Source organism: Shewanella xiamenensis, from assembly GCF_014647135.1.
Taxonomy (GTDB): domain Bacteria; phylum Pseudomonadota; class Gammaproteobacteria; order Enterobacterales; family Shewanellaceae; genus Shewanella; species Shewanella xiamenensis.
Genome location: NZ_BMOP01000006.1, coordinates 19,013 through 39,849 on the forward strand (window position 1 = coordinate 19,013; position 20,837 = coordinate 39,849).

Annotated in this window: 17 protein-coding genes; 11 read left to right on the forward strand and 6 right to left on the reverse strand. The window is 47.5% G+C overall.

Annotated features, from left to right (window positions below):
* Positions 1 to 436: 436 nt before the first annotated feature.
* The 3 genes from gnd to IEY09_RS07300 all read right to left on the reverse strand — a co-directional run bounded on the left by gnd (position 437) and on the right by IEY09_RS07300 (position 4,740).
* A complete protein-coding gene (gene gnd, locus IEY09_RS07290; RefSeq protein WP_088585740.1) occupies positions 437 to 1,963 on the reverse strand; it encodes an NADP-dependent phosphogluconate dehydrogenase in 1,527 nt (508 codons plus the stop codon).
* A 228-nt stretch (positions 1,964 to 2,191) separates the two neighbouring features.
* Complete coding sequence (sugE, locus tag IEY09_RS07295) at positions 2,192 to 2,506, reverse strand: quaternary ammonium compound efflux SMR transporter SugE (RefSeq protein ID WP_037425659.1); 315 nt, start codon at positions 2,504 to 2,506, stop codon at positions 2,192 to 2,194.
* Positions 2,507 to 2,832: 326 nt separating this feature from the next.
* Entirely contained in the window at positions 2,833 to 4,740 is a 1,908-nt protein-coding gene (locus IEY09_RS07300; RefSeq protein WP_188870470.1) for a propionyl-CoA synthetase, read from the reverse strand.
* 225 nt (positions 4,741 to 4,965) lie between these two features.
* On the opposite strand from IEY09_RS07300, the gene IEY09_RS07305 reads away from it, so the two are divergent.
* The 9 genes from IEY09_RS07305 (at position 4,966) to IEY09_RS07345 (ending at position 15,790) form a co-directional block, all read left to right on the forward strand.
* Positions 4,966 to 6,648 carry a L,D-transpeptidase family protein gene (locus tag IEY09_RS07305; protein WP_188870472.1) on the forward strand — a complete coding sequence of 561 codons (1,683 nt, stop codon included), beginning with the start codon at positions 4,966 to 4,968 and terminating at the stop codon, positions 6,646 to 6,648.
* Between the two features lie 258 nt (positions 6,649 to 6,906).
* Positions 6,907 to 7,311 (forward strand): MerR family transcriptional regulator, encoded by a 405-nt coding sequence (locus IEY09_RS07310; RefSeq protein WP_011623082.1) that lies wholly within the window; start codon positions 6,907 to 6,909, stop codon positions 7,309 to 7,311.
* Positions 7,312 to 7,464: 153 nt separating this feature from the next.
* Positions 7,465 to 8,634, forward strand: coding sequence for an isovaleryl-CoA dehydrogenase (locus tag IEY09_RS07315; RefSeq protein WP_188870474.1), 1,170 nt, complete (start codon positions 7,465 to 7,467; stop codon positions 8,632 to 8,634).
* A 101-nt stretch (positions 8,635 to 8,735) separates the two neighbouring features.
* Entirely contained in the window at positions 8,736 to 10,343 is a 1,608-nt protein-coding gene (locus IEY09_RS07320; protein ID WP_144375995.1) for a carboxyl transferase domain-containing protein, read from the forward strand.
* Between the two features lie 59 nt (positions 10,344 to 10,402).
* Positions 10,403 to 11,248, forward strand: a complete 846-nt coding sequence (locus IEY09_RS07325; protein ID WP_188870475.1) for an enoyl-CoA hydratase-related protein — start codon at positions 10,403 to 10,405, stop codon at positions 11,246 to 11,248.
* A gap of 14 nt (positions 11,249 to 11,262) precedes the next feature.
* The gene (locus tag IEY09_RS07330) at positions 11,263 to 13,302 is read left to right on the forward strand and encodes an acetyl/propionyl/methylcrotonyl-CoA carboxylase subunit alpha (RefSeq protein ID WP_188870596.1); all 2,040 of its coding nucleotides are present in this window, start codon (positions 11,263 to 11,265) and stop codon (positions 13,300 to 13,302) included.
* Positions 13,303 to 14,250, forward strand: a complete 948-nt coding sequence (locus IEY09_RS07335; protein ID WP_188870477.1) for a hydroxymethylglutaryl-CoA lyase — start codon at positions 13,303 to 13,305, stop codon at positions 14,248 to 14,250.
* Between the two features lie 68 nt (positions 14,251 to 14,318).
* Positions 14,319 to 15,023 carry a CoA transferase subunit A gene (locus IEY09_RS07340; RefSeq protein ID WP_188870479.1) on the forward strand — a complete coding sequence of 235 codons (705 nt, stop codon included), beginning with the start codon at positions 14,319 to 14,321 and terminating at the stop codon, positions 15,021 to 15,023.
* Between the two features lie 110 nt (positions 15,024 to 15,133).
* A complete protein-coding gene (locus IEY09_RS07345; RefSeq protein WP_188870481.1) occupies positions 15,134 to 15,790 on the forward strand; it encodes a 3-oxoacid CoA-transferase subunit B in 657 nt (218 codons plus the stop codon).
* Positions 15,791 to 16,512: 722 nt separating this feature from the next.
* Here IEY09_RS07345 and IEY09_RS07350 read toward each other — a convergent pair.
* From IEY09_RS07350 to IEY09_RS07360, 3 genes are all read right to left on the reverse strand, one after another.
* Positions 16,513 to 17,043: a hypothetical protein gene (locus tag IEY09_RS07350; RefSeq protein WP_037417542.1), complete on the reverse strand. Its 531-nt coding sequence runs from the start codon at positions 17,041 to 17,043 to the stop codon at positions 16,513 to 16,515.
* A 148-nt stretch (positions 17,044 to 17,191) separates the two neighbouring features.
* On the reverse strand, positions 17,192 to 17,641 hold the full coding sequence (locus IEY09_RS07355) for a DUF7832 domain-containing protein (RefSeq protein WP_188870483.1): 450 nt from the start codon (positions 17,639 to 17,641) through the stop codon (positions 17,192 to 17,194).
* Positions 17,642 to 17,924: 283 nt separating this feature from the next.
* The gene (locus tag IEY09_RS07360) at positions 17,925 to 18,902 is read right to left on the reverse strand and encodes a transposase (RefSeq protein ID WP_188870485.1); all 978 of its coding nucleotides are present in this window, start codon (positions 18,900 to 18,902) and stop codon (positions 17,925 to 17,927) included.
* 764 nt (positions 18,903 to 19,666) lie between these two features.
* On the opposite strand from IEY09_RS07360, the gene IEY09_RS07365 reads away from it, so the two are divergent.
* Positions 19,667 to 20,269 (forward strand): DJ-1/PfpI family protein, encoded by a 603-nt coding sequence (locus IEY09_RS07365; RefSeq protein ID WP_188870487.1) that lies wholly within the window; start codon positions 19,667 to 19,669, stop codon positions 20,267 to 20,269.
* 35 nt (positions 20,270 to 20,304) lie between these two features.
* Positions 20,305 to 20,616, forward strand: coding sequence for a cytoplasmic protein (locus IEY09_RS07370; RefSeq protein WP_088586957.1), 312 nt, complete (start codon positions 20,305 to 20,307; stop codon positions 20,614 to 20,616).
* The last annotated feature ends 221 nt before the right edge of the window (positions 20,617 to 20,837 follow it).

The window sequence follows — 20,837 nt, forward strand, 5'->3', positions numbered from 1 at the left end:
AACTCTTATAAAATACAAGCATCAAATGGGAAGCAAAGATTTAACACAAAGGAAATAATTATGAAAACAAATATAAACAGAATGAAAGACTGAATAGGTTTATTCGATTATTTCATCAGCAGATAAAATTAAGAACAGATAAAGACAGACAATAAATAAGACATCAAAAAAATAGATTAAAAACAAAAAGATAATAATTTTATTTGCTTTTTAAAATTACAAGACAACAAACTGTTTAAATTACATAAATTTTTACATTTTGAATCTTCAAATTCTTTAAAAAATACTAAAACAGCAAAATAAACCCGTCCCTAAATATAGAATGACAAACGGTTAAACTGTCGTATTATTAACATTTACAAAACAAACTTAAGTTATAAAACAGATACGACCAATAAAAAAGCCCCTATTTCTAGGGGCTATTCAATTATTTTATCTATAGTTTAATTAAAACTCTGTTTGTGGCACTCCAATCTAAATGGTATTTCTCACCGGCTGGCTTATCTAAACGCTCAAAAGTATGGGCACCAAAAAAGTCCCGTTGTCCTTGGAGCAAATTAGCTGGCAAGGTCTCACTGCGATAACTGTCGTAATAGGCCAGTGCAGAGCTAATGCAAGGCACTGGGATCCCTTGCATAACCGCCGCCGCCACAGCACTGCGCCACGCTGTTTGTTTTTCTGATAAGGTAGTTGCAAAGGTGTCTGCCATTAACAAACAACTTAAGTCAGCATCCGCTTGATAAGCTTGGGTTATCGATTGCAAGAAAGTGGCACGAATAATACAACCCGCACGCCAGATTTTCGCGATCTCAGCAAAATCGAGTTGCCATTTTTGCTCCTGCGCCGTCATTGCCATCAGTTGAAAACCTTGAGCGTAGCAACAGACCTTAGCGCAATAGAGCGCACTCTCTAAGGCATCGATTAAGACGGCTTTTTGGTTTTCATCCATCGCAGGAGATAAGGGGCCAGCAAGCTTTTTACTGAGCTCAACACGGAGGGATTTTTGGGTGCTCACCGCCCGAGCATAAACCGCTTCGGCAATGGTGGGGGCTGGGCAACCTATTTGTAAACTACTCACCGCAGTCCAAAGGCCTGTGCCCTTTTGCCCTGCTTTATCGAGGATCATCTCAACTAACGGTTTACCCGTTAGCGGATCCGCCTGTTTGAGCACCTCGGCGCTGATCCCCATCAGATAACTGTTTAAACTGCCCTTATTCCAGCGTTCAAACACCTCACCTACCTGTGCTGCGCTCATGCCTAAGCCATCGTGCATTAACTGATAGGCTTCGCAAATCAGCTGCATATCGGCGTATTCAATGCCGTTATGCACCATTTTCACATAATGCCCAGCACCCGCAGGCCCAATATAGGTCGTGCAAGGTTCGCCTTCGGTCACCGGATTTCCCGGCTCAAAACGCTCAATCGGCAGTCCCGTTTTAGGGTCAACCTTAGCGGCAATAGCCTTCCAAATCGGCGCAACATGTTGCCATGCGCCAAGATCGCCGCTTGGCATTAATGAAGGCCCAAAACGCGCACCAACCTCACCGCCCGAAACGGCTGAGCTGAAGAAGATAAATTTGCCTTGGTAACGCTTTTCGCGTTCAACGGTGTCAGTCCAAAGACTGTTGCCCGTATCGATTACGATGTCATCCGCTTCGATACCAGCAGAAATCAGGGCATGGCATACCCCATCCACAGGCGCACCCGCAGGGACAGATAGCACGAGAATACGGGGATGAGTGAGGCTGGCTAACATTTCTGAAAGATTAGCACAGCCTGTAATACGCAGATCCTGTCCTACACGTTCTTGTTTTTCTTGTTGTAAAACCCCGTTGACTTTAACAGGATCGAGATCGAAGGCACTGACGCGATATTGATTGTCGGCGATGTTTAGCGCAAGGTTTTTACCCATTACGCCAAGGCCTATCACGCCAATATCATTAAGATTGCTGTGGTTTTGCATTATATAATTCCCACGGGTCACAGAGGTTAGAAATAACCAATTTGGAGCAGTAATTATATCGGCCTTTGTAACTTAATTACCAGAGAGAAGAGACGATGCATACGATTGGCAAACTCGATTGCAAATCAAGATGCGTTGTTTTTTCAGGAGAATATTCCCAAATCTCACCAAACATCTTTACCAATCGTATACATCTTGGGCAAGCTCTTCCTTGAGGATGTAAATTGATTAATGAGCGAGTTTTAAACCGAGTACGCCAAGCAAAATGAGGATTAAGCTGGCGATTTTCAGCAAGCTCACTCCCTCGCCTAAGAGAATAATGCCCGCAATTGCCGTGCCCATGGCACCTATGCCAACCCACACACCATAAGCCGTGCCTATCGGCAATTGCTTAACGGCGAGGCCCAGTAGCAACACACTGAACGCCATGGAGAGCAAAGTAAACACACTCGGCCACAAGCGAGTAAAACCATCGGTGTATTTGAGTCCGATGGCCCAACCAATTTCAAAAAGTCCAGCAAGTATTAACAGTAACCAGCTCATAGAGAACTCCCATACGGGGTCGTCCCCAAATTGATATCGGCGTATTTAGGGTCGTCCCTAAGCCGTTGTGAAATGTTAATGGGTCAAAAGCAATAAGGATAATGAATGTCCGCAGTACCGCTTAAGATCCGGCGCCTTAATAGTGCACTGTCGATGCAAAGCTCTATTAAGAATGCTGGCTAGACTACCAAAATGTGACGAATAAGGGCAAGTGCTCTAAGCATTCGTCTAAATCTAAATAAGAAAGCGATAATCTAAAAAGACTATCGCTTGCTCTTTTGTTTGACGATCTTAACTTTTTAAGTCGTTAACTTGAGCCGCTCACTCTAGCCCACTAAAGCATCGGCATAGCCCATGCGGGTTAAGGTCGTGCGGACTAAATCGAGGGTCTGCGGATCTTCAATGGTCGCTGGCGCCGTATATTGCTGATTATCAGCAATTTTACGCATAGTGCCGCGCAGGATTTTACCCGAGCGGGTTTTCGGCAGCTTTTGAATCGCGCTCACCAACCTAAAGGACGCAACGGGACCAATTTCTTGGCGAACGAGGGCAATTAACTGCTTATGCAGCTCCTCATCCGTAATAGTCACGCCCTTTTTAAGTACCACTAAGCCTAATGGCACTTGGCCCTTTAATTTGTCATCAACACCGATCACGGCGGCTTCGGCCACATCGGGATGCTGGCACAGCACCTCTTCAAACCGCCCAGTAGAGAGACGATGACCCGCAACGTTAATGATGTCATCGATGCGGCTCATAATGTAGAGATAACCCTCTTCATCCATGTAGCCCGCATCCCCCGTAAGGTAATAGCCTGGGTACATGGATAAGTAACTATCCTGATAACGTTTATTATTTTGCCAGAGCGTTGTGAGCGTGCCCGGTGGCAAGGGTAATTTTATCACCACATTGCCAGAGACATTCGCCGCCACTTTAGCGCCCATCTCATCGACGACATCAACTTCGTATCCAGGCACGGGTCGCCCCGGTGAGCCGGCTTTAACGGCAATCGGCGCCACCCCCATTAGATTTGCGGCTACTGGCCAACCTGTTTCAGTTTGCCACCAATGATCGATAACCGGTTTATGTAAATTGTCTTCAGCCCAATGCAGTGTGTCGGGATCGCAGCGCTCCCCAGCTAAAAAGACATTCTTCAAGCAGCTTAAATCAACACCTTGAATGAATTCGCCGTCGGGATCTTCACGCTTAATAGCGCGAATCGCCGTGGGCGCGGTGAAAAAGCTTTTAACTTGATACTTGGCAATCGTACGCCAAAAGGCGCCGGGGTCGGGTGTGCCAACGGGTTTGCCTTCATATAACAGCGTGGTCGCCCCCACGAGTAACGGACCATAAACAATATAGGAATGACCAACAACCCAACCCACATCCGATGCAGCCCAAAACACATCGCCTTGATGAATATCGTAAATATTGGCCATCGACCAAGCTAATGCGACCGCATGACCGCCATTGTCACGCACCACCCCTTTAGGTTGGCCCGTAGTGCCAGAGGTATAGAGCACATATAAAGGAGCGGTGGCATTTACCGTGACGCAGTCAACGCTTTCGCATCCTTTAAGCGCGGTCTGCCAATCGGCGTCTCGACCAGTTTGCATCTGCGCTTCATATTGAGGGCGGTTTAAAATCAAGCAATGCTCAACCTTGTGCACCGCTTCATTTAATGCTTTATCTAGTAGGGGTTTATAGGGCACAACCCCTGAAGGTTCAATCCCGCAGGAGGCAGACATTACCAGCTTAGGTTTGGCATCATTGATACGGGTGGCAAGTTCATTGGCCGCAAAGCCACCAAATACCACCGAATGAATGGCGCCAATGCGCGCGCAGGCAAGCATGGCATAGGCCGTTTCGGGTACCATCGGCATGTAAATAACCACCCGATCACCCTTTGTCACCCCCATAGTACGCAAATACCCTGCAAGCCTTGCTACCTGAGCCTGCAGTTCGTGATAGGTAATACTGTATTCGGTTTCGGTTACTGGGCTAACGTAATGAATCGCAATCTGCTCACCACGTCCCGCTAACACATGTCGGTCTATCGCGTTATAACACGTGTTTAACTCACCATCGCTAAACCAATGGTAAAATGGTGCCTCGCTTTCATCTAATATTTGTTTGCTTGGCGTAACCCAATCTAAGGCCTTGGCTGCTTGTTGCCAAAATGCCTGTTTGTTCGCAATAGATGTCTGATGTAATTGTTGTCCAACATCTGTCATAAGGCCTCCCATCATGACACTCATCCGTGTCAACACAGATGAAACTCTCCCCTTCCTTCCGAGGTTGATTATGACCTGCCACGCATTATTCCCCCATTAGACTAAGGGATATACTGGGGTTAAAAAATAAATCCGAAGAGATAGACCATCTAACACTTGCTGTGTAGAAGACTTCCACATAATCTTATGTCTTTAATGGATTTTTCACGGAAAGAAATACTCATTATGCGCCGCTTCAGCCAATTCAAACTCGGTCTACTCCTATTCATCAATCTCGTCAGTACGGCTTGTTTTGCTTCGACACCACAACTTGAAACATTACTCGAACCCCTGTCTATCGGTGAGCGGGCTAACGTAGATAACACTCAGATCATCAGCGCTAAGTTACTCTCACGGGTCTATCAAGTGCGCCAATATCAAGCGCTCTGGGAGGATAAAGACTATGCGGGCACGCTACTCGATGTAATTAAAAGTGCCGATGAAGAGGGTCTTGCGAAGGAAGATTACCACTATCCCAAGTTGGTCGAACTTTACCAACAACTGAGTGCATCGAATTGGCAAGATGAATATCGCAGTAGTGTATTTGAAGTGCTACTAACCGATGGAATTATTACCTATGCTATTCATTTACTTAATGGCAAAGTCAATCCCAGTATGCTCGGCAAAACCTGGAACTATGATGAAGCTCATCTGGATTTTGATACCACATTAAAACAGCTTGAAGAACACATTAAAGCGCACACTGTGGCCGAGGCGATTACAGGCTTAGCGCCTAAGATTGCGCCATATCACCAGCTTAAACAGTATCTTGCCCAGTACAAAGACTTGGCCGCTCGCTATCCCTTTACCACGATTCCTTATACGGAAGTCATTAAACCCGGTAGCACTTCCCCCTCGGTACAAAGCATTGCCACACGGCTAAAAGAGTTAGGTTACTTAGCAGCAAGCTCGCCAGCGGAGAATAGCGCCGCCGTAAACGAGCCCTTAACTTATGACAGCACGCTTGAAGCTGCGGTACGTCAATTTCAAACTGACCACAGCCTTAAGGCCGATGGGGTGATAGGCGCAGGCACAATGGCGGCGTTAAATGTTCCCTATACACAAAGGGTCGAGCAGATCCGCATTAACCTCGAGCGTGCCCGCTGGCTATCAGCCAACTTGCCGGCAAACTATCTGCTGGTTAATTTGGCTGGCTACGAATTATTACTATTTAAAGACAATAACTTAAACTGGCGTACCGACATTATCATCGGCAAAATCGACGCTAAGACGCCATTGTTTAAATCCAAATTAAAATATGTGGTTGTGAATCCCACTTGGACCGTGCCCCGCAGTATCTCCACGGAGATCATCAACCACTTACGTAAAGATCCCGATTATCTGCAAAAAAAGCACTTTAAAGTCGTTGAAGCCTCGGGCACGCCCGTCGATGCTCGCGGCATCGATTGGCACAGTATGACCCGCAAAAACTTTCCCTACTGGTTTGTGCAGGGGCCAGGGGAAGATAACTCCCTTGGTTTAGTTAAATTTATCTTCCCAAACCAATATTCAATTTATCTGCATGATACGCCATCGAAAAATCTATTCGAGCAAACCAATAGAGCCTTCAGTCACGGTTGTATTCGAGTAAAAGATCCCCTCGTGCTCGCCGATAAACTGCTGAGCGCCAATGCGAATTGGTCCAGTGAAACGCTCAATCGCAAACTTGCAGAGGGAAAAACAGAAAACCTGTTTTTAGATCAGCCCTTAGATATTTTGATTATGTATTGGACCGTGACCATCAAAAACGGAAAAATCAAATTTTACAATGATATATACACACGTGACCCGGTACTTATCGAAGCATTAAATCGCCCAACCTATGAGGGTGTGTTAGCCGATGATGGCTTGCTCAATACGTTGGAATAACGGCTTACACGCCAGCCTTAACGCCACCACTTAATAAGTTCTCTTCCCCCGTGGAGCCTTAAGGCAATATGGGGGACTCACCTAAAAAACACTTGTTTGATTTCAAGCTAACGTAATATTTATCAACATGTTAAACAACACAGCTTGAGCTAAGTGGCAACAAGAATTGACAAAAAATTCAGACTAACCATGCCACAATCTTTACCTTTACGTAAACTTCATATATCTTGCATAAAAATGATTAACTAAGGTGCCTGAATGAGCGCAACTAACACGCCACAAACGACTTATTCGATCAGTGATCTCTCAAAAGAGTTTGATATCACGACCCGAAGCATTCGTTTTTACGAAGACCAAGGCTTACTTAAGCCTAAACGTCGCGGTCAAACCCGCATTTACAGTCTCAAAGACAGGGTTCGACTCAAACTAATTCTGCGCGGCAAGCGCCTTGGGTTCTCCCTCGCGGAAACCCGCCGCCTATTCGAACTTTACGATGCCGACAAGAGCAGCACTACCCAGCTCAATACCATGCTTGCCCTAGTCGAAGAGAAAAAATCCGCACTGCAGCAGCAAATGGACGACATTAAAGTGGTACTGATGGAGCTGAACTCGGCCGAGCAGCAATGCCGCCTCGCCCTAGAAGAAAGCAAGGCCAAGGCCTAATCCCTTCGAGGCTTGCGAGGATAGCATTAATCAACACCTCAGTTGGTACGACCGCGTGACAGTGACATATCACGCACTGTAAGACGGTTTTAAAGACTCAAGCACCTAATAATCATAAAAATATAAATTAGAACCTAAGATAGGACACAAGCAATGAACTCACTCTACACCAGTCTCAATTTTGGCCTAGGCGAAGAAGTCGATATGCTGCGCGATGCGGTGCAAGATTTCGCTAAACACGAAATCGCTCCCATTGCAGCTAAAGTCGACCACGACAACGCCTTTCCTAACGAAATTTGGCCCGTGCTCGGTGGAATGGGACTCTTAGGTGTCACTGTGCCTGAGGAATACGGCGGTGCAAATATGGGCTATCTTGCCCACGTGGTCGCCATGGAAGAGATTTCCCGCTCATCTGCTTCTATCGGGTTAAGCTACGGCGCCCACTCCAACCTGTGTGTAAACCAAATTAACCGTAACGGTAATGCTGAGCAAAAAGCCAAGTACCTACCAAAGCTGGTCAGCGGTGAACATATCGGCGCACTGGCAATGAGTGAGCCCAATGCCGGCTCAGATGTGGTTTCGATGAAGCTGCACGCCCGTAAAGAAGGCGACCGCTATATCCTCAACGGCAACAAAATGTGGATCACCAACGGTCCCGATGCCAATACCTATGTGATTTATGCCAAAACCGACTTAACCAAAGGCGCACACGGTATCACGGCCTTTATCGTTGAGCGTGGTTTTAAAGGTTTCAGCCAAGCGCAAAAACTCGACAAATTAGGCATGCGCGGTTCAAACACCTGTGAACTGGTGTTTGAAGATGTCGAAGTGCCAGAGGAAAATATTCTTGGTGGCCTCAACAATGGCGTCAAAGTGCTGATGAGTGGCTTAGATTACGAACGCGTCGTGCTCTCAGGCGGCCCGCTGGGGATCATGAATGCCTGTATGGATATCGTCGTGCCTTATATCCACGAACGTGAGCAATTTGGTAAATCCATCGGTGAATTCCAATTAGTTCAAGGCAAATTAGCCGATATGTATACCGGCATGAACGCCGCTAAAGCCTATGTGTATAGCGTGGCGAAATCCTGCGATCGCGGTGAAACCACCCGTAAAGACGCCGCGGGCGCCATTCTTTACAGCGCGGAACTGGCCACCAAAATGGCACTGGATGCCATTCAATTGCTCGGCGGTAACGGTTACGTCAATGAATATGCGACTGGCCGCTTACTGCGCGATGCCAAACTCTATGAGATCGGTGCTGGCACCTCAGAAATTCGCCGTATGCTGATTGGCCGCGAGCTCTTTAACGAATCGAAATAAGCAGCCTAGGGCGAACGGCGCATGATGAGCTTTAGCCTTTCATGCCCCTTCGCCCACCGAGCCAACTGATACTGAGTTACCGCTTTATAAGGACAATCAAAGTGACGCAATTAAGCAGTCGTATCAACGCCCGTAGCGATGAATTTAAAGCCAAATCCGACGATATGGCCGCCCTCGTGGCCGATCTCAAAACCAAACTCGCCAAAATTGAACTCGGCGGCGGCCCCGTTGCCCTAGAGCGCCATTTAGCCCGCGGTAAACTCCTTCCTCGTCAACGGGTTGAGAAACTCCTCGACGCAGGTTCGCCCTTTTTAGAATTATCGCAATTTGCGGCATTTGAAGTCTATGACGAAGAAGTGCCCGCCGCAGGGATTATTGCCGGTATCGGCCGAGTAAGCGGCGTGGAGTGCATGATTATCGCCAACGATGCCACGGTCAAAGGCGGCACTTACTACCCTATCACGGTCAAAAAACACTTAAGGGCACAAGAGATTGCCAGTCGCTGCCATCTGCCCTGTATCTATCTAGTCGACTCGGGCGGCGCTAACTTGCCCCGTCAGGATGAAGTGTTCCCGGACCGCGACCATTTCGGCCGGATTTTTTACAACCAAGCGCAAATGTCCGCCAAGGGTATTCCGCAAATTGCGGTGGTGATGGGCCTATGTACCGCGGGCGGCGCCTATGTTCCTGCCATGGCCGATGAATCGATTATCGTTAAAGATCAAGGCACTATTTTCTTAGCTGGGCCGCCGTTAGTGAAAGCCGCGACCGGTGAAGAAGTCAGCGCTGAAGAACTCGGCGGCGCCGATGTACACACTAAAATTTCAGGTGTCGCGGATCACTTAGCCCAAAACGATGAGCATGCCTTAGAGCTTGCCCGCCGTGCAGTGCTGCGTCTGAATCATCAAAAACAAATCAACAGTTTACTGAGCCCGGTTAAGCCACCTAAGTTTGATATCAACGAACTCTATGGCATCGTCGGCACCGACTTGAAAAAACCCTTCGATGTGAAAGAAGTGATCGCCCGCATTGTCGACGACTCGGATTTCGATGAGTTTAAGGCCAACTATGGCGCAACCCTAGTTTGTGGTTTTGCCCGCATTCACGGCTATCCCGTGGGAATTGTGGCCAACAACGGCATTTTATTCTCAGAATCGGCGCAAAAAGGCGCGCACTTTATCGAACTGTGCTGCCAGCGCAAGATCCCGCTACTGTTCCTGCAAAACATCACCGGCTTTATGGTGGGTAAAAAGTACGAACACGAAGGTATCGCAAAGCACGGCGCCAAAATGGTGACCGCAGTCTCCTGCGCCAATGTACCTAAATTCACTGTGATTATCGGTGGCAGCTACGGCGCGGGTAACTATGGTATGTGCGGCCGCGCCTTCGAACCAACCATGATGTGGATGTGGCCCAATGCGCGCATCTCTGTGATGGGTGGCGAGCAAGCCGCTGGCGTATTAGCGACAGTACGCCGCGACGGTTTAGCCCGTAAAGGTGAAGAATGGTCTGCTGAGGATGAAAAAGCCTTTAAAGCACCGATTATTGCCCAGTACGATAAAGAGGGTCATCCCTACCATGCCAGCGCCCGTCTGTGGGATGACGGCATTATCGACCCGGCGCAAACCCGTGATGTGGTGGGCCTTGCCCTGTCAGCCGCATTAAATGCCCCTATCGAAGACACCCGCTTCGGCGTCTTCCGTATGTAACGCATCTTGCGATGCCTTACGTATCACTCATAGAGGGGATAAATATGACGGGAATAATAATGACTGACACACAACACCAGAACACTAGCACTCAATCCTTAGCTCATTTGCAGCACGTCAGCTATGCGCTCAATAACGGCGTGGGCGAGTTAACTCTTAACCGAGCAGAAGTGCACAACGCCTTCGATGAGGTGATGATCAGCGAAATGATCGCCGTCCTCGGTTATTTTGCCGAGCACAAAGACTGCAAACTCTTGGTATTAAAAGCCAATGGCAAAAACTTCAGCGCAGGCGCCGACTTAAACTGGATGCGCAAACAAGCCAAGATGGATTTTGATCAAAACCTGAATGACGCCAAGGCGCTGGCCAAGCTGATGCAGGATTTAGATACCTTTCCAAAACCCACTATCGCCTTAGTCCAAGGTGCGGCCTTTGGCGGCGCGCTTGGGTTAATTTGCGCCAGTGATATTGCCATCGCCACCCAGCGTGCAAGCTTCTGCTTAAGCGAAGTCAAACTAGGGCTGATCCCTGCGGTGATTAGCCCCTACGTTGCCCGCGCCATGGGCAATCGCGCCTCACGCCGCTATATGCTGACTGCGGAGCGTTTTGATGCGCAAACGGCACTTAAACTCAATGTTATCCATGAGATAAACGACGATTTAGCGACCGCAGCGCAGCCGATTATCACCGCGCTGCTCGCCAACAGTCCGCAGGGCATGGCATGGGTAAAGACCCTACTCGCCCGCCTCGAAGACGGCGTGATAGACCAAGATACGATTGATTACACCAGCGAGCGCATCGCCCGCATTCGGGTATCTGATGAAGGCCAAGAAGGTTTAAACGCCTTTTTTGAAAAACGTCAGCCGAACTGGCACACGCCAACAGATACTCAAGGAGCACTTTAATGTTGACCAAGCCGATGTTGACTAACAGCATGTTCACTAAGCTTTTAATTGCTAACCGTGGTGAAATTGCCTGCCGCATTATCAAAACCGCGCAGGCCATGGGCGTTCGCACCGTAGCCTTATATTCCGATGCCGATAAAAACGCCCGCCATGTTGCCATGGCCGACGAATCGTTTTACTTAGGTGGTAGCGCCCCAGCAGATTCTTACCTCAAGGGCGACTTGATTATCGAGATTGCCAAAAAAGCTCAGGCACAAGCCATTCACCCAGGCTATGGTTTTTTATCGGAAAACGCCGACTTTGCCCGCAAGTGTGAGGCGGCCGGAATCGTATTTGTTGGCCCAGGCAGCGATGCCATAGATGCCATGGGCAGCAAGAGCGCGGCCAAAGCCATTATGACTGCAGCCCAAGTGCCTTTAGTGCCAGGTTACCATGGCGACGATCAAACCGACGCTACCCTCAAGGCCGAAGCCTTAAAAATCGGCTTCCCCATGCTGATTAAAGCCGCCTACGGTGGCGGTGGCAAAGGTATGCGTATCGTTGAGCATGAAGGCGAAATCATGGGCGCCATCAACTCGGCGCGCCGTGAAGCGGCCTCCTCCTTCGGTAACGATAAGTTATTGATGGAGCGTTATTTACGCCAGCCTCGCCATGTCGAAGTCCAAGTGTTTGCCGATACCTTTGGCAATGCAATTTACTTATCGGATCGCGACTGCTCGATTCAGCGCCGCCACCAAAAAGTGGTCGAAGAAGCACCAGCACCCGGTTTAAGCGATGAACTGCGCGCCCAAATGGGTGAAGCCGCCGTCGCTGCCGCCAAGGCCATCGATTATGTTGGCGCGGGAACCGTTGAATTCCTGTTAGATACCGACAATAGCTTCTACTTTATGGAGATGAATACTCGTCTGCAGGTAGAGCATCCGGTGACCGAAATGGTGACGGGCCAAGACTTAGTCAAATGGCAGTTAATGGTCGCCAGTGGTCAGCCGTTACCGCTCAAACAGGACGAAGTGCGTATCCATGGACACGCCTTTGAGGTACGTATTTACGCCGAAGATCCGCAAAATGAGTTTTTACCCGCCAGCGGTAAGCTCAACTTCCTGCGCGAGCCCGAGCAAAGCAAATACGTGCGTATCGATTCCGGCATCCGTGAAAACGATGTGATCAGTAATTTCTACGATCCTATGATAGCCAAGCTCATCGTGTGGGATGAGTCGCGTCCGCGCGCGCTACAGCGCCTAGTGCATGCCCTCGAGTCCTACCAAATCAGCGGGCTTAAGCACAATATTGAATTTTTGGCGAATATTGCCGAGCATCCCGCCTTTGCCAAGGCGGATTTTAGCACCGACTTTATCAACCGTTACGGCGATGCGCTGATTGGCAGTGCTTCGAGCGAAACCGATACGGCTATCGCTTTTGCCGCGCTGTATCAAGTACTTGCCCGTAAAGAAGCCGCCAAGGCACAGGCAATTAATAGCGCCGATCCTTACTCGCCTTGGGGCCAAGTCAGTGGCTTTAGACTCAACAGCGTTAGCCAGCATACTATTGCCCTGCTCGACGATGCCCACGAGTTACAACAATTGGTGTTACTAGACTTTGGCGATCACTACCAGTTATCCCAAGCCGCAGCAGAGGGCCAAGTGAGCAAGTCCCTGAGTGGTGAGCTTAAGCAGGATTTACTGTTAGCCGAAATCAACGGCCATAAGAGTAAAGTGCCTGTCAGCGCTCAGGGCGATGATTTTACGCTGTTTTTACCCTCAGGTAGTTATCACTTCAGGGCGGTAAAAACCCAAGTGGTTGAGGCCGAATCCAGCAATGAAGATAAACTCAAGGCCCCGATGAACGGCACAGTTGTGACCCACTTAGTGGAAGTCGGTGCTGAGGTGAAGGCGGGACAAGGGCTACTGGTGATGGAAGCGATGAAGATGGAATACACCATTGAAGCGCCCTTCGACGGTATCGTTACCGAGTTCTACTTCAAGGCGGGCGAGTTAGTGAGCGATGGCGCTGTACTGCTCCATGTTGAGCCCAAAGCCCAGAGCGAGGAAGCCTAAATGTCTGCGCTGGATCTTACGAACTTAAGCTCGACCTCGGTAAGCGCCAGCTCGGATAGGATTAGCCTGTTCGAGATGGGGCCCCGTGATGGCTTGCAGAATGAAGCCGCCGTCCCGACACAGGCCAAAGTCGCCTTGATTGAATCCCTCGCCGATGCGGGCGTGAAGCGAATTGAAGCAGGCAGTTTTGTATCACCCAAATGGGTGCCACAAATGGCCGATAGTGGCGAAGTATTGCGCCAAATTCGCCGTCAAGCGGGCGTGGTTTACAGCGCCCTCACCCCCAATGTCAAAGGCTTAGAGCTGGCGCTGGATGCAAAAGCTTCCGAAGTCGCTATCTTTGGTGCGGCGTCACAAAGCTTTAGTCAGCGCAATATCAACTGTTCGATTGAAGAGTCGATTGAACGCTTTATCCCGTTGATGGACATGGCAAAAGCCGCCAATATCTCAGTGCGTGGCTATGTGTCCTGCGTTTTAGGTTGCCCCTATGAAGGGGAAATCGCGGCGAGCGAAGTGGCAAGAGTGTCTGAAATCCTTTACAAAATGGGCTGTTACGAAATTTCGCTCGGCGACACTATCGGTGTAGGCACGCCGTTAAAAGCCCGTAAAATGCTGCAAGCCGTGATGGAGCGAGTGCCGGTAGAAAAACTCGCCCTGCACTTCCACGACACCTATGGTCAAGCATTAGCCAATATTACCGCCTGCCTTGACTTAGGTGTGCGCAGCTTTGACGCCTCAGTGGCGGGCCTAGGTGGTTGCCCGTATGCAAAAGGCGCGTCGGGCAATCTGGCGAGTGAAGACTTGGTCTATATGCTCCAAGGACTCGGTTTGAAGACGGGTATCGATTTAGAAAAACTGGCATTAGCGGGTTTTGGGATCAGCAAACAATTAAATCGTCTTAATGGCTCTAAAGTCGCCAATGCAATCTTGCAGGGCACTAAAGCCTAGACTCAAGCGTCGAGGCGCTAAACATACCTAGCGCCTTGGGGACTGAATAACAGTAAAAGGACATCAAAATGGCAGGACTCAATAAAGTCGTCAACAGCTATGAAGAAGCGTTAGCAGGTTTATCCGATGATATGACCATTATGGTTGGCGGTTTTGGCCTGTGCGGTATTCCTGAAGGCTTAATCAATCAAATGGTTAAGATGGGCGTTAAGGGCTTAACCGCCATTTCAAACAACGCGGGTGTGGATGATTTCGGTCTGGGCTTATTGTTAAAACACCGCCAGATTTCGACCATGATCGCCTCCTACGTAGGTGAGAACGCCACTTTCGAACAGCAAATGCTCTCGGGCGAACTCAATGTGATTTTAACGCCGCAGGGTACGCTGGCGGAAAAAATCCGCGCGGGCGGCGCAGGCATTCCGGCATTTTTCACCGCCACTGGCTACGGTACCCCCGTGGCGGAAGGTAAAGAAACCCGTGAAATCAAAGGCCGTCACTATGTGTTAGAAGAGTCGCTGACTGCCGATTTTGCCCTCGTTCGCGCTTGGAAGGCCGATACTATGGGTAACTTAGTGTTCCGCAAAACCGCTGCTAACTTTAACCCTATGATGGCGACTGCGGGCAAAATCACGGTTGTGGAAGCCGAGTTTATTGTGGAGCTGGGCGAGCTCGATCCTGATCATATCCATACTCCCGGCATTTATGTTGATCGCGTCATCCAAGGCAAGTTCGAGAAACGTATCGAGCAGCGCACGGTAAAAGCGGCAAAATAAGAAGCGCTGAACGATTAACAACGCAAGCTAAAGCGACAGAGTCTAAGCCCGAAATAAAGACCGAAAAATTGAGGCCTATAGCGACTCTAGGTAAAGGAAGGATAAAGATCATGGCATTATCAAGAGAACAACTGGCACAGCGCGTTGCCAAAGAATTACAAGACGGCTACTACGTCAACCTCGGTATTGGCATTCCCACGCTCGTGGCTAACTATATTCCCGCAGGTATGGAAGTGATGCTGCAATCGGAAAACGGCCTGCTCGGCATGGGTGAATTTCCGACGGAAGAAACTATCGATCCGGATTTAATTAACGCCGGTAAACAAACCGTCACCGCGGTAAAAGGCGCCTCGTTTTTCTCCTCCGCTGAAAGCTTTGCCATGATCCGTGGCGGCCATGTGGACTTAACCGTACTCGGCGCCTTTGAGGTCGATGTGAATGGTTCTATCGCTTCATGGATGATCCCAGGCAAACTTATCAAAGGCATGGGCGGCGCAATGGATTTAGTCGCGGGTGCGGAAAATATTATCGTGACTATGATGCACGCCGATAAGTACGGCAACTCTAAGCTGTTACCCGTGTGCGAATTACCGCTCACAGGCTACGGCTGTATCAAACGTGTTGTTACCGATTTAGCCTTTATCGAGATTAAAGACGGCGCCTTCCATCTGTTAGAGCGTGCCCCCGGTGTCAGCGTTGAAGAAATTGTCAGCAAAACCGCTGGCAAATTAATCGTGCCAGAGCATGTACCCGAAATGGTGTTTTAAGCGTTTTTAAGCCTAAGTATTAATGACGTCTTAGCTCCTAGCGTTCGATGCATTAACTTATTTGATTCAAGTAAGCCCAGAATATAAATCTGGGCTTTTTATTGCTTTGCTTAATCCATTGAACCTGTCGAGTGCAACAGCACTTATGCTCTGGCGACACGCCGTAAACCCATCCTTGGGGGCTCAACGAAAAAGTCCCATTTTTCGATGGTCGCCAATGCATCAGTGCTATTTGCAGCAATGTTCTGCATATTCACCCCTGCTTTACAAATCGTTTGAATAGATGGCCTATCCAGTCGTTTTCCTTCACAGTTAGCCACCTTGTATGCAGTTGCGGTAAACTCGCCGCAGCCAAAATAATAAGGATGCTCAAGTTGTTAGCTAAATATCTTAATGTTGGTGAAAAATAAAGTTTCATACTAAACAGTCAATTAACCCTGCTTGAACCGTTTAAGATTAAACGTGGCCAAAAATACAAATTCATACTAGTTGCTACTACCAAATCCAAACCAAGCTACAACTGAATATTAAAGTATCATACTCGTTGTAACTCACTTCGGGACAAAAGCGTGTCAGAACCTCGGCTGCATCAGGTGAATTTCGGATAAAAATTTCTATGGATTAACGCCGCATTAAGGTGTGAGCGACGCTTGGCTATACTTGAGCGAAGCGAAAACGCCAAGCGTTGCGAATCACTCTTAAATGCTTTGTTATAAATATGGTTACGATGAACTATCGACCTTATTCCGCATCGCGTGAAACGCCATTTTTGACAGTTTTTGGTTATGAGACTGCTCTAATATCGAAAAACGAACAAAGTAAAACAGAGATATACAACAAAGCGAGAATTTACTTTTGGGCTCCATGTCTTTCCAATTCATACCTTCATCTAGCCCAAACACACCTAGGTCATGAGCTAATTTATGAATTTTTTGACGATGTTCCGATGAAAATGAATCATAAAAATTATTTATTCGATTTTTATCTATGGACTGTCCTAGATTGTGTGCAAAATCATTACGCATTTTACCCAAGCTCACAAGTGGCGCTTTCAATTCTGAAGCAATTCCGAGAGCTAAAGAAAGATGTACACGAGAAAAATAATCTAGTCGCATCTGTTTCAAGTGAGATGGTTCAGGGAGCGAACTTTCAAGGAAATTAACAACAAGGTGCTCAATATGTATATGTGTGTATATCACAGACTCGATGTCTGATTTATTAAGCAATAGGTCTTTAAAATCAACTTCATTCATGCCAATTTCCAATAGTATTTATAACGCCCGCATTTGGGGCCGTAGTGAAGGTGCTGGGTTTTGTGCCAGCGTAGCGATCGGCACAAAGCACCGTAACGGAGGTCCTAGGCTGCGCAGCAGCCGAACAAGATGCGATTGTTATGGGTGTTTAGCGCCAAAACTGCCACCACTTTTTGTCTTTAGCTTTTCGCCATTTTTTAAATGCGGAGTCAATATACACTGAGAGTTTATCGTAATTATCCCAAGTATCCAGGACATGATAAAGCGTAGGCTCGGATGAAACTAAGGCGGCTTCGTAATCCCCATAGTACGTATTTGACTCATAGTAATGCTTGGCAAATTCTAAGCCTTCAGGATTTAGGTCATCTTCCCAGAACTTCTCATCACACTCTTTGATCAGAAACTCTGTACCTGTCATTTTCCGGGATTTAACTTTGGCAACGGATTCAACAGAGTCAGTTTGGTGCAACTCGCCTTCAAGATTGTTATTGATAACCCAAGCGATAAACATACCGATATGAGTTCCGCCAGCCTCAGGGGCAAGATCTTTTGGAAAATTATCAGCCCCGCTGTGCCAATCTATTCTATCTATCGCCAAACTCAGACTCTCCTATACCCATAACGCTACAAAAAATCAGGCGACGAAAAAATCAGGCCACCCAAGATAAAACAAGAACATAATGCACTTTCTGTTAGCATTCAAGTGACGAAAAGTCACTTAGCCGTTAAAAGGCTAGCGAAGTAGGGTTACAAAGGATTGTGACTAACTAAATTGATCTATTTGGCTGAAAAACGATATTTTTAGTAAAACAAGCCCAACCCATTGTCTCGTTGGAGGTGTTGGAGCTTTTGAAGGAACGAGCAATGAAACAGGCTTGAAATCAGCCTGTGTTAAGGTAACGACAGCATTTAGCAAAGTGCCGTCGTCGCTTCTCTAAATGCTCGCAGTAATCGGTCAGTTCTTGCAACGTACCGACTGGGCCATGAAATAGCTTGCCAAACTCGGTGGTCAGTTTAAGCCAATTGTCTTGGGATATATTTAATCTAGTCAGTAACTTGGTGCTATTTCCACTCATTGCACCACGCTTATCGTTGCGGATGATCCGCCCTGTATCCTCAACTAACTCAAGATAATCCTTGAGCATAAACGCGATTCCATTAGGTTGGTTATCGCGTTCATTACCAATGAAAGGCAGTAAATTGTTAGGATGTTCACCTTTCAATGCAGCCCGAATGCGTAGCTGAATGCTGGTATGGTCTGATTGTTCTGGCGTGTTAGCCATTTTGGCTCTGATGGGATTCAAATCAACATAGGTCATACAGGCTAAAACCGCAGCTTCATCAAGTAGAGCCTGTGACTTAAAGCGACCTTCCCAGAAACGACCACTACAGTTATCTTCTTGATTTGCTTGCCTTGCTATCGGTTCGTTTAAGCAACGCATGAACCAACTGATATCACATAAACGGCTACGGTAAATTGCTATTGCATGTTTTAGCCTGAGGACTTGGTGAGGTTCAACCAACTCACCTTTAGCGAATTTTTGCGTTAATTCATCACCTTTAAATAGCTTATGCCACTGCTCAAGCACTTCGCGATCAGTCCAACGATTAGCACGGTCGATATCCACCCGTAACACCACATGCAAATGATTCGACATTACCGCAAAGGCCGCTATATCAATAGCAAAAACCGCCTCAAGTTCAAACAGTAACGATTCTACCCAAGCGCGGCGATGGTCATAGTTTTTACCCGAATAGGTATCATCGCCGCATAAAAATGCACGCCGAACAACGCGACTACAACAGTGATAGAAGGGCGTGTCTTCAACACTAATCTGAGTTCTTCTAGGCCTCGGCATAGCAACTCCTCCACATAAACACTTTTACTGAGTCTAGTAGAGGAGCCTAAATAACGCGATTTGTAATGGGTGGCTAGATTTTATTGCTTGGCGCAATACTGTGGGTTGAAGCAATCATAGGTTTATATGGTATTGGCAGCTATTTAATTGATACCTCGCCAAATGCCCACGAAGGCATAATATTAGCGGCTGGCATGTGGTTTTATTCGCTCTTTTTTCAGATTCCCTACGCGTTTTTTTTATATAAGTATTGGTACAACACTCGCCCCCTAGTGAAACAGCTAACCGTCATATCCATCCCAATATTATGGTTTCTTTATTTTTATCCAACTTATCAAGGGCTAAATGTTGTTTAAGGCACATCATTTTAAAACCTATTAACTGAAAGCGATCGATTTACTCACCTACAGGTGCTGAATCATTGTTACAAAAAGACGTTTTACCCCTTTAGCACCAAAATTAGCCATCTTAAGCACAGTTACGGTAAACTCGCCGCAGCCAAAATAGTAAGGATGCTCAAGTTGTTAGCTAAATTTCTTAATAAGTGCTGAGCTAGGTTAATGCCCGATAGTCACAATGATGTCTAATCTGAATGTCGGCGCTTTGTAGTCACGGGGTTTGCCTTATGACAGCAGACTAACTGGATAACTAATATTTCATTTAAAATCAAAAACATAATAACCATTTCCATATTAATACCCCAAGGGTTAAGGTTGAGCCTATTCAAGCCTTAAGTCATCCCAATGCAAACAAGAGGACAAAGGATGTACCAGATTGCGATTGTGATATTTGATGAATTTACCGATATCGATTTCTTTTTAATGCGCGATATTCTCGGCCGCACAACAACAGATTGGACAGTCAAAGTGCTCGGCACCAAACCTAGCCACATATCAAGCTTGGGGATGACGGTTGCAACCGATGGTCATGTCGCGCAAGTCGCCGATGCTGACGTGGTGTTATTCAGCAGCGGCTACAAAGGCGTACCTGCCGCACTTGCGGATCCTGAGTTTATGTCGGCCCTTAAATTAGATCCCTCACGGCAATTACTTGGCAGTATCTGTGCGGGCTCATTCTTCTTTGCTAAGTTAGGCTTACTCGACAATATCTCGGCAACGACGCATCCCGATGCCAAACCCGCATTAGTGGCCATGGGTGTGGAGGTGGAAGACTGCGCTCTGGTGATCAATGGCAATATTGCCACTGCGGGAGGTTGCCTGTCCTCACTCTATTTAACGGGTTGGGTTGCGGAGCGTTTATTTGACAGTGCAAAGCGCCGCGAAATTCATCGGCAACTGATCCCCGCAGGCCAAGCCGATGTGTTTGACGCTTTAATCGAATCCTCGATTACCTCAGCCATTCGCTAATATGGTGTGCAATCCTCTGGATGAAGGGCGCAATTATGACACTCAAAGCACTACTTAATCAGTTAAAAACCGAGCACAAGATCACCGGCGTAGTCGAACTTGCGGCGCTATTGGCGCAAGATAAGGCGCTACTTCAGCAGATCAAACAAGCGGATGCACAGTATTGGGTCAACTTTAGCAAGCAGACGTTTGATGGTTGGTACTGCGTCGCTACGCCATCGAATGCCAGCTACCATGTGTACTATCAAGAGCGTGGGCAACATTGCTGGGGAGAAGAGGTATTTAGCGATCAACATTTAGCCATCGCTACGGTGATTTTTGAGTCAGGGCTGTTTCACGCTGAATAAAGGCATAACTGCAAAGTGTTAATCACTTTTGATGAGTTAGGCTGGGCCCTTAATGCCGAGGCTTTATACCTAAACCCGATTCGGCACGCCCATAACAAAGCCATCAATCTGCCGCCACTTACAATATTGATGGCTTTTCATCTGAGTAACTTACTGTTAAGGTGATGTTTTTATAAGCAATTGACGTTCAGGTTGAGTGAGACAATGGCAACGGAGCATTC

Bases quoted from the DNA above. Each gene is read 5' to 3' on its own strand.
- gnd (WP_088585740.1), bottom strand. From the start codon at position 1,963: ATGCAAAACCACAGCAATCTTAATGATATTGGCGTGATAGGCCTTGGC.
- sugE (WP_037425659.1), bottom strand. From the start codon at position 2,506: ATGAGCTGGTTACTGTTAATACTTGCTGGACTTTTTGAAATTGGTTGG.
- IEY09_RS07300 (WP_188870470.1), bottom strand. From the start codon at position 4,740: ATGACAGATGTTGGACAACAATTACATCAGACATCTATTGCGAACAAA.
- IEY09_RS07305 (WP_188870472.1), top strand. From the start codon at position 4,966: ATGCGCCGCTTCAGCCAATTCAAACTCGGTCTACTCCTATTCATCAAT.
- IEY09_RS07310 (WP_011623082.1), top strand. From the start codon at position 6,907: ATGAGCGCAACTAACACGCCACAAACGACTTATTCGATCAGTGATCTC.
- IEY09_RS07315 (WP_188870474.1), top strand. From the start codon at position 7,465: ATGAACTCACTCTACACCAGTCTCAATTTTGGCCTAGGCGAAGAAGTC.
- IEY09_RS07325 (WP_188870475.1), top strand. From the start codon at position 10,403: ATGACTGACACACAACACCAGAACACTAGCACTCAATCCTTAGCTCAT.
- IEY09_RS07330 (WP_188870596.1), top strand. From the start codon at position 11,263: ATGTTGACTAACAGCATGTTCACTAAGCTTTTAATTGCTAACCGTGGT.
- IEY09_RS07335 (WP_188870477.1), top strand. From the start codon at position 13,303: ATGTCTGCGCTGGATCTTACGAACTTAAGCTCGACCTCGGTAAGCGCC.
- IEY09_RS07340 (WP_188870479.1), top strand. From the start codon at position 14,319: ATGGCAGGACTCAATAAAGTCGTCAACAGCTATGAAGAAGCGTTAGCA.
- IEY09_RS07345 (WP_188870481.1), top strand. From the start codon at position 15,134: ATGGCATTATCAAGAGAACAACTGGCACAGCGCGTTGCCAAAGAATTA.
- IEY09_RS07350 (WP_037417542.1), bottom strand. From the start codon at position 17,043: ATGAATGAAGTTGATTTTAAAGACCTATTGCTTAATAAATCAGACATC.
- IEY09_RS07360 (WP_188870485.1), bottom strand. From the start codon at position 18,902: ATGCCGAGGCCTAGAAGAACTCAGATTAGTGTTGAAGACACGCCCTTC.
- IEY09_RS07365 (WP_188870487.1), top strand. From the start codon at position 19,667: ATGTACCAGATTGCGATTGTGATATTTGATGAATTTACCGATATCGAT.
- IEY09_RS07370 (WP_088586957.1), top strand. From the start codon at position 20,305: ATGACACTCAAAGCACTACTTAATCAGTTAAAAACCGAGCACAAGATC.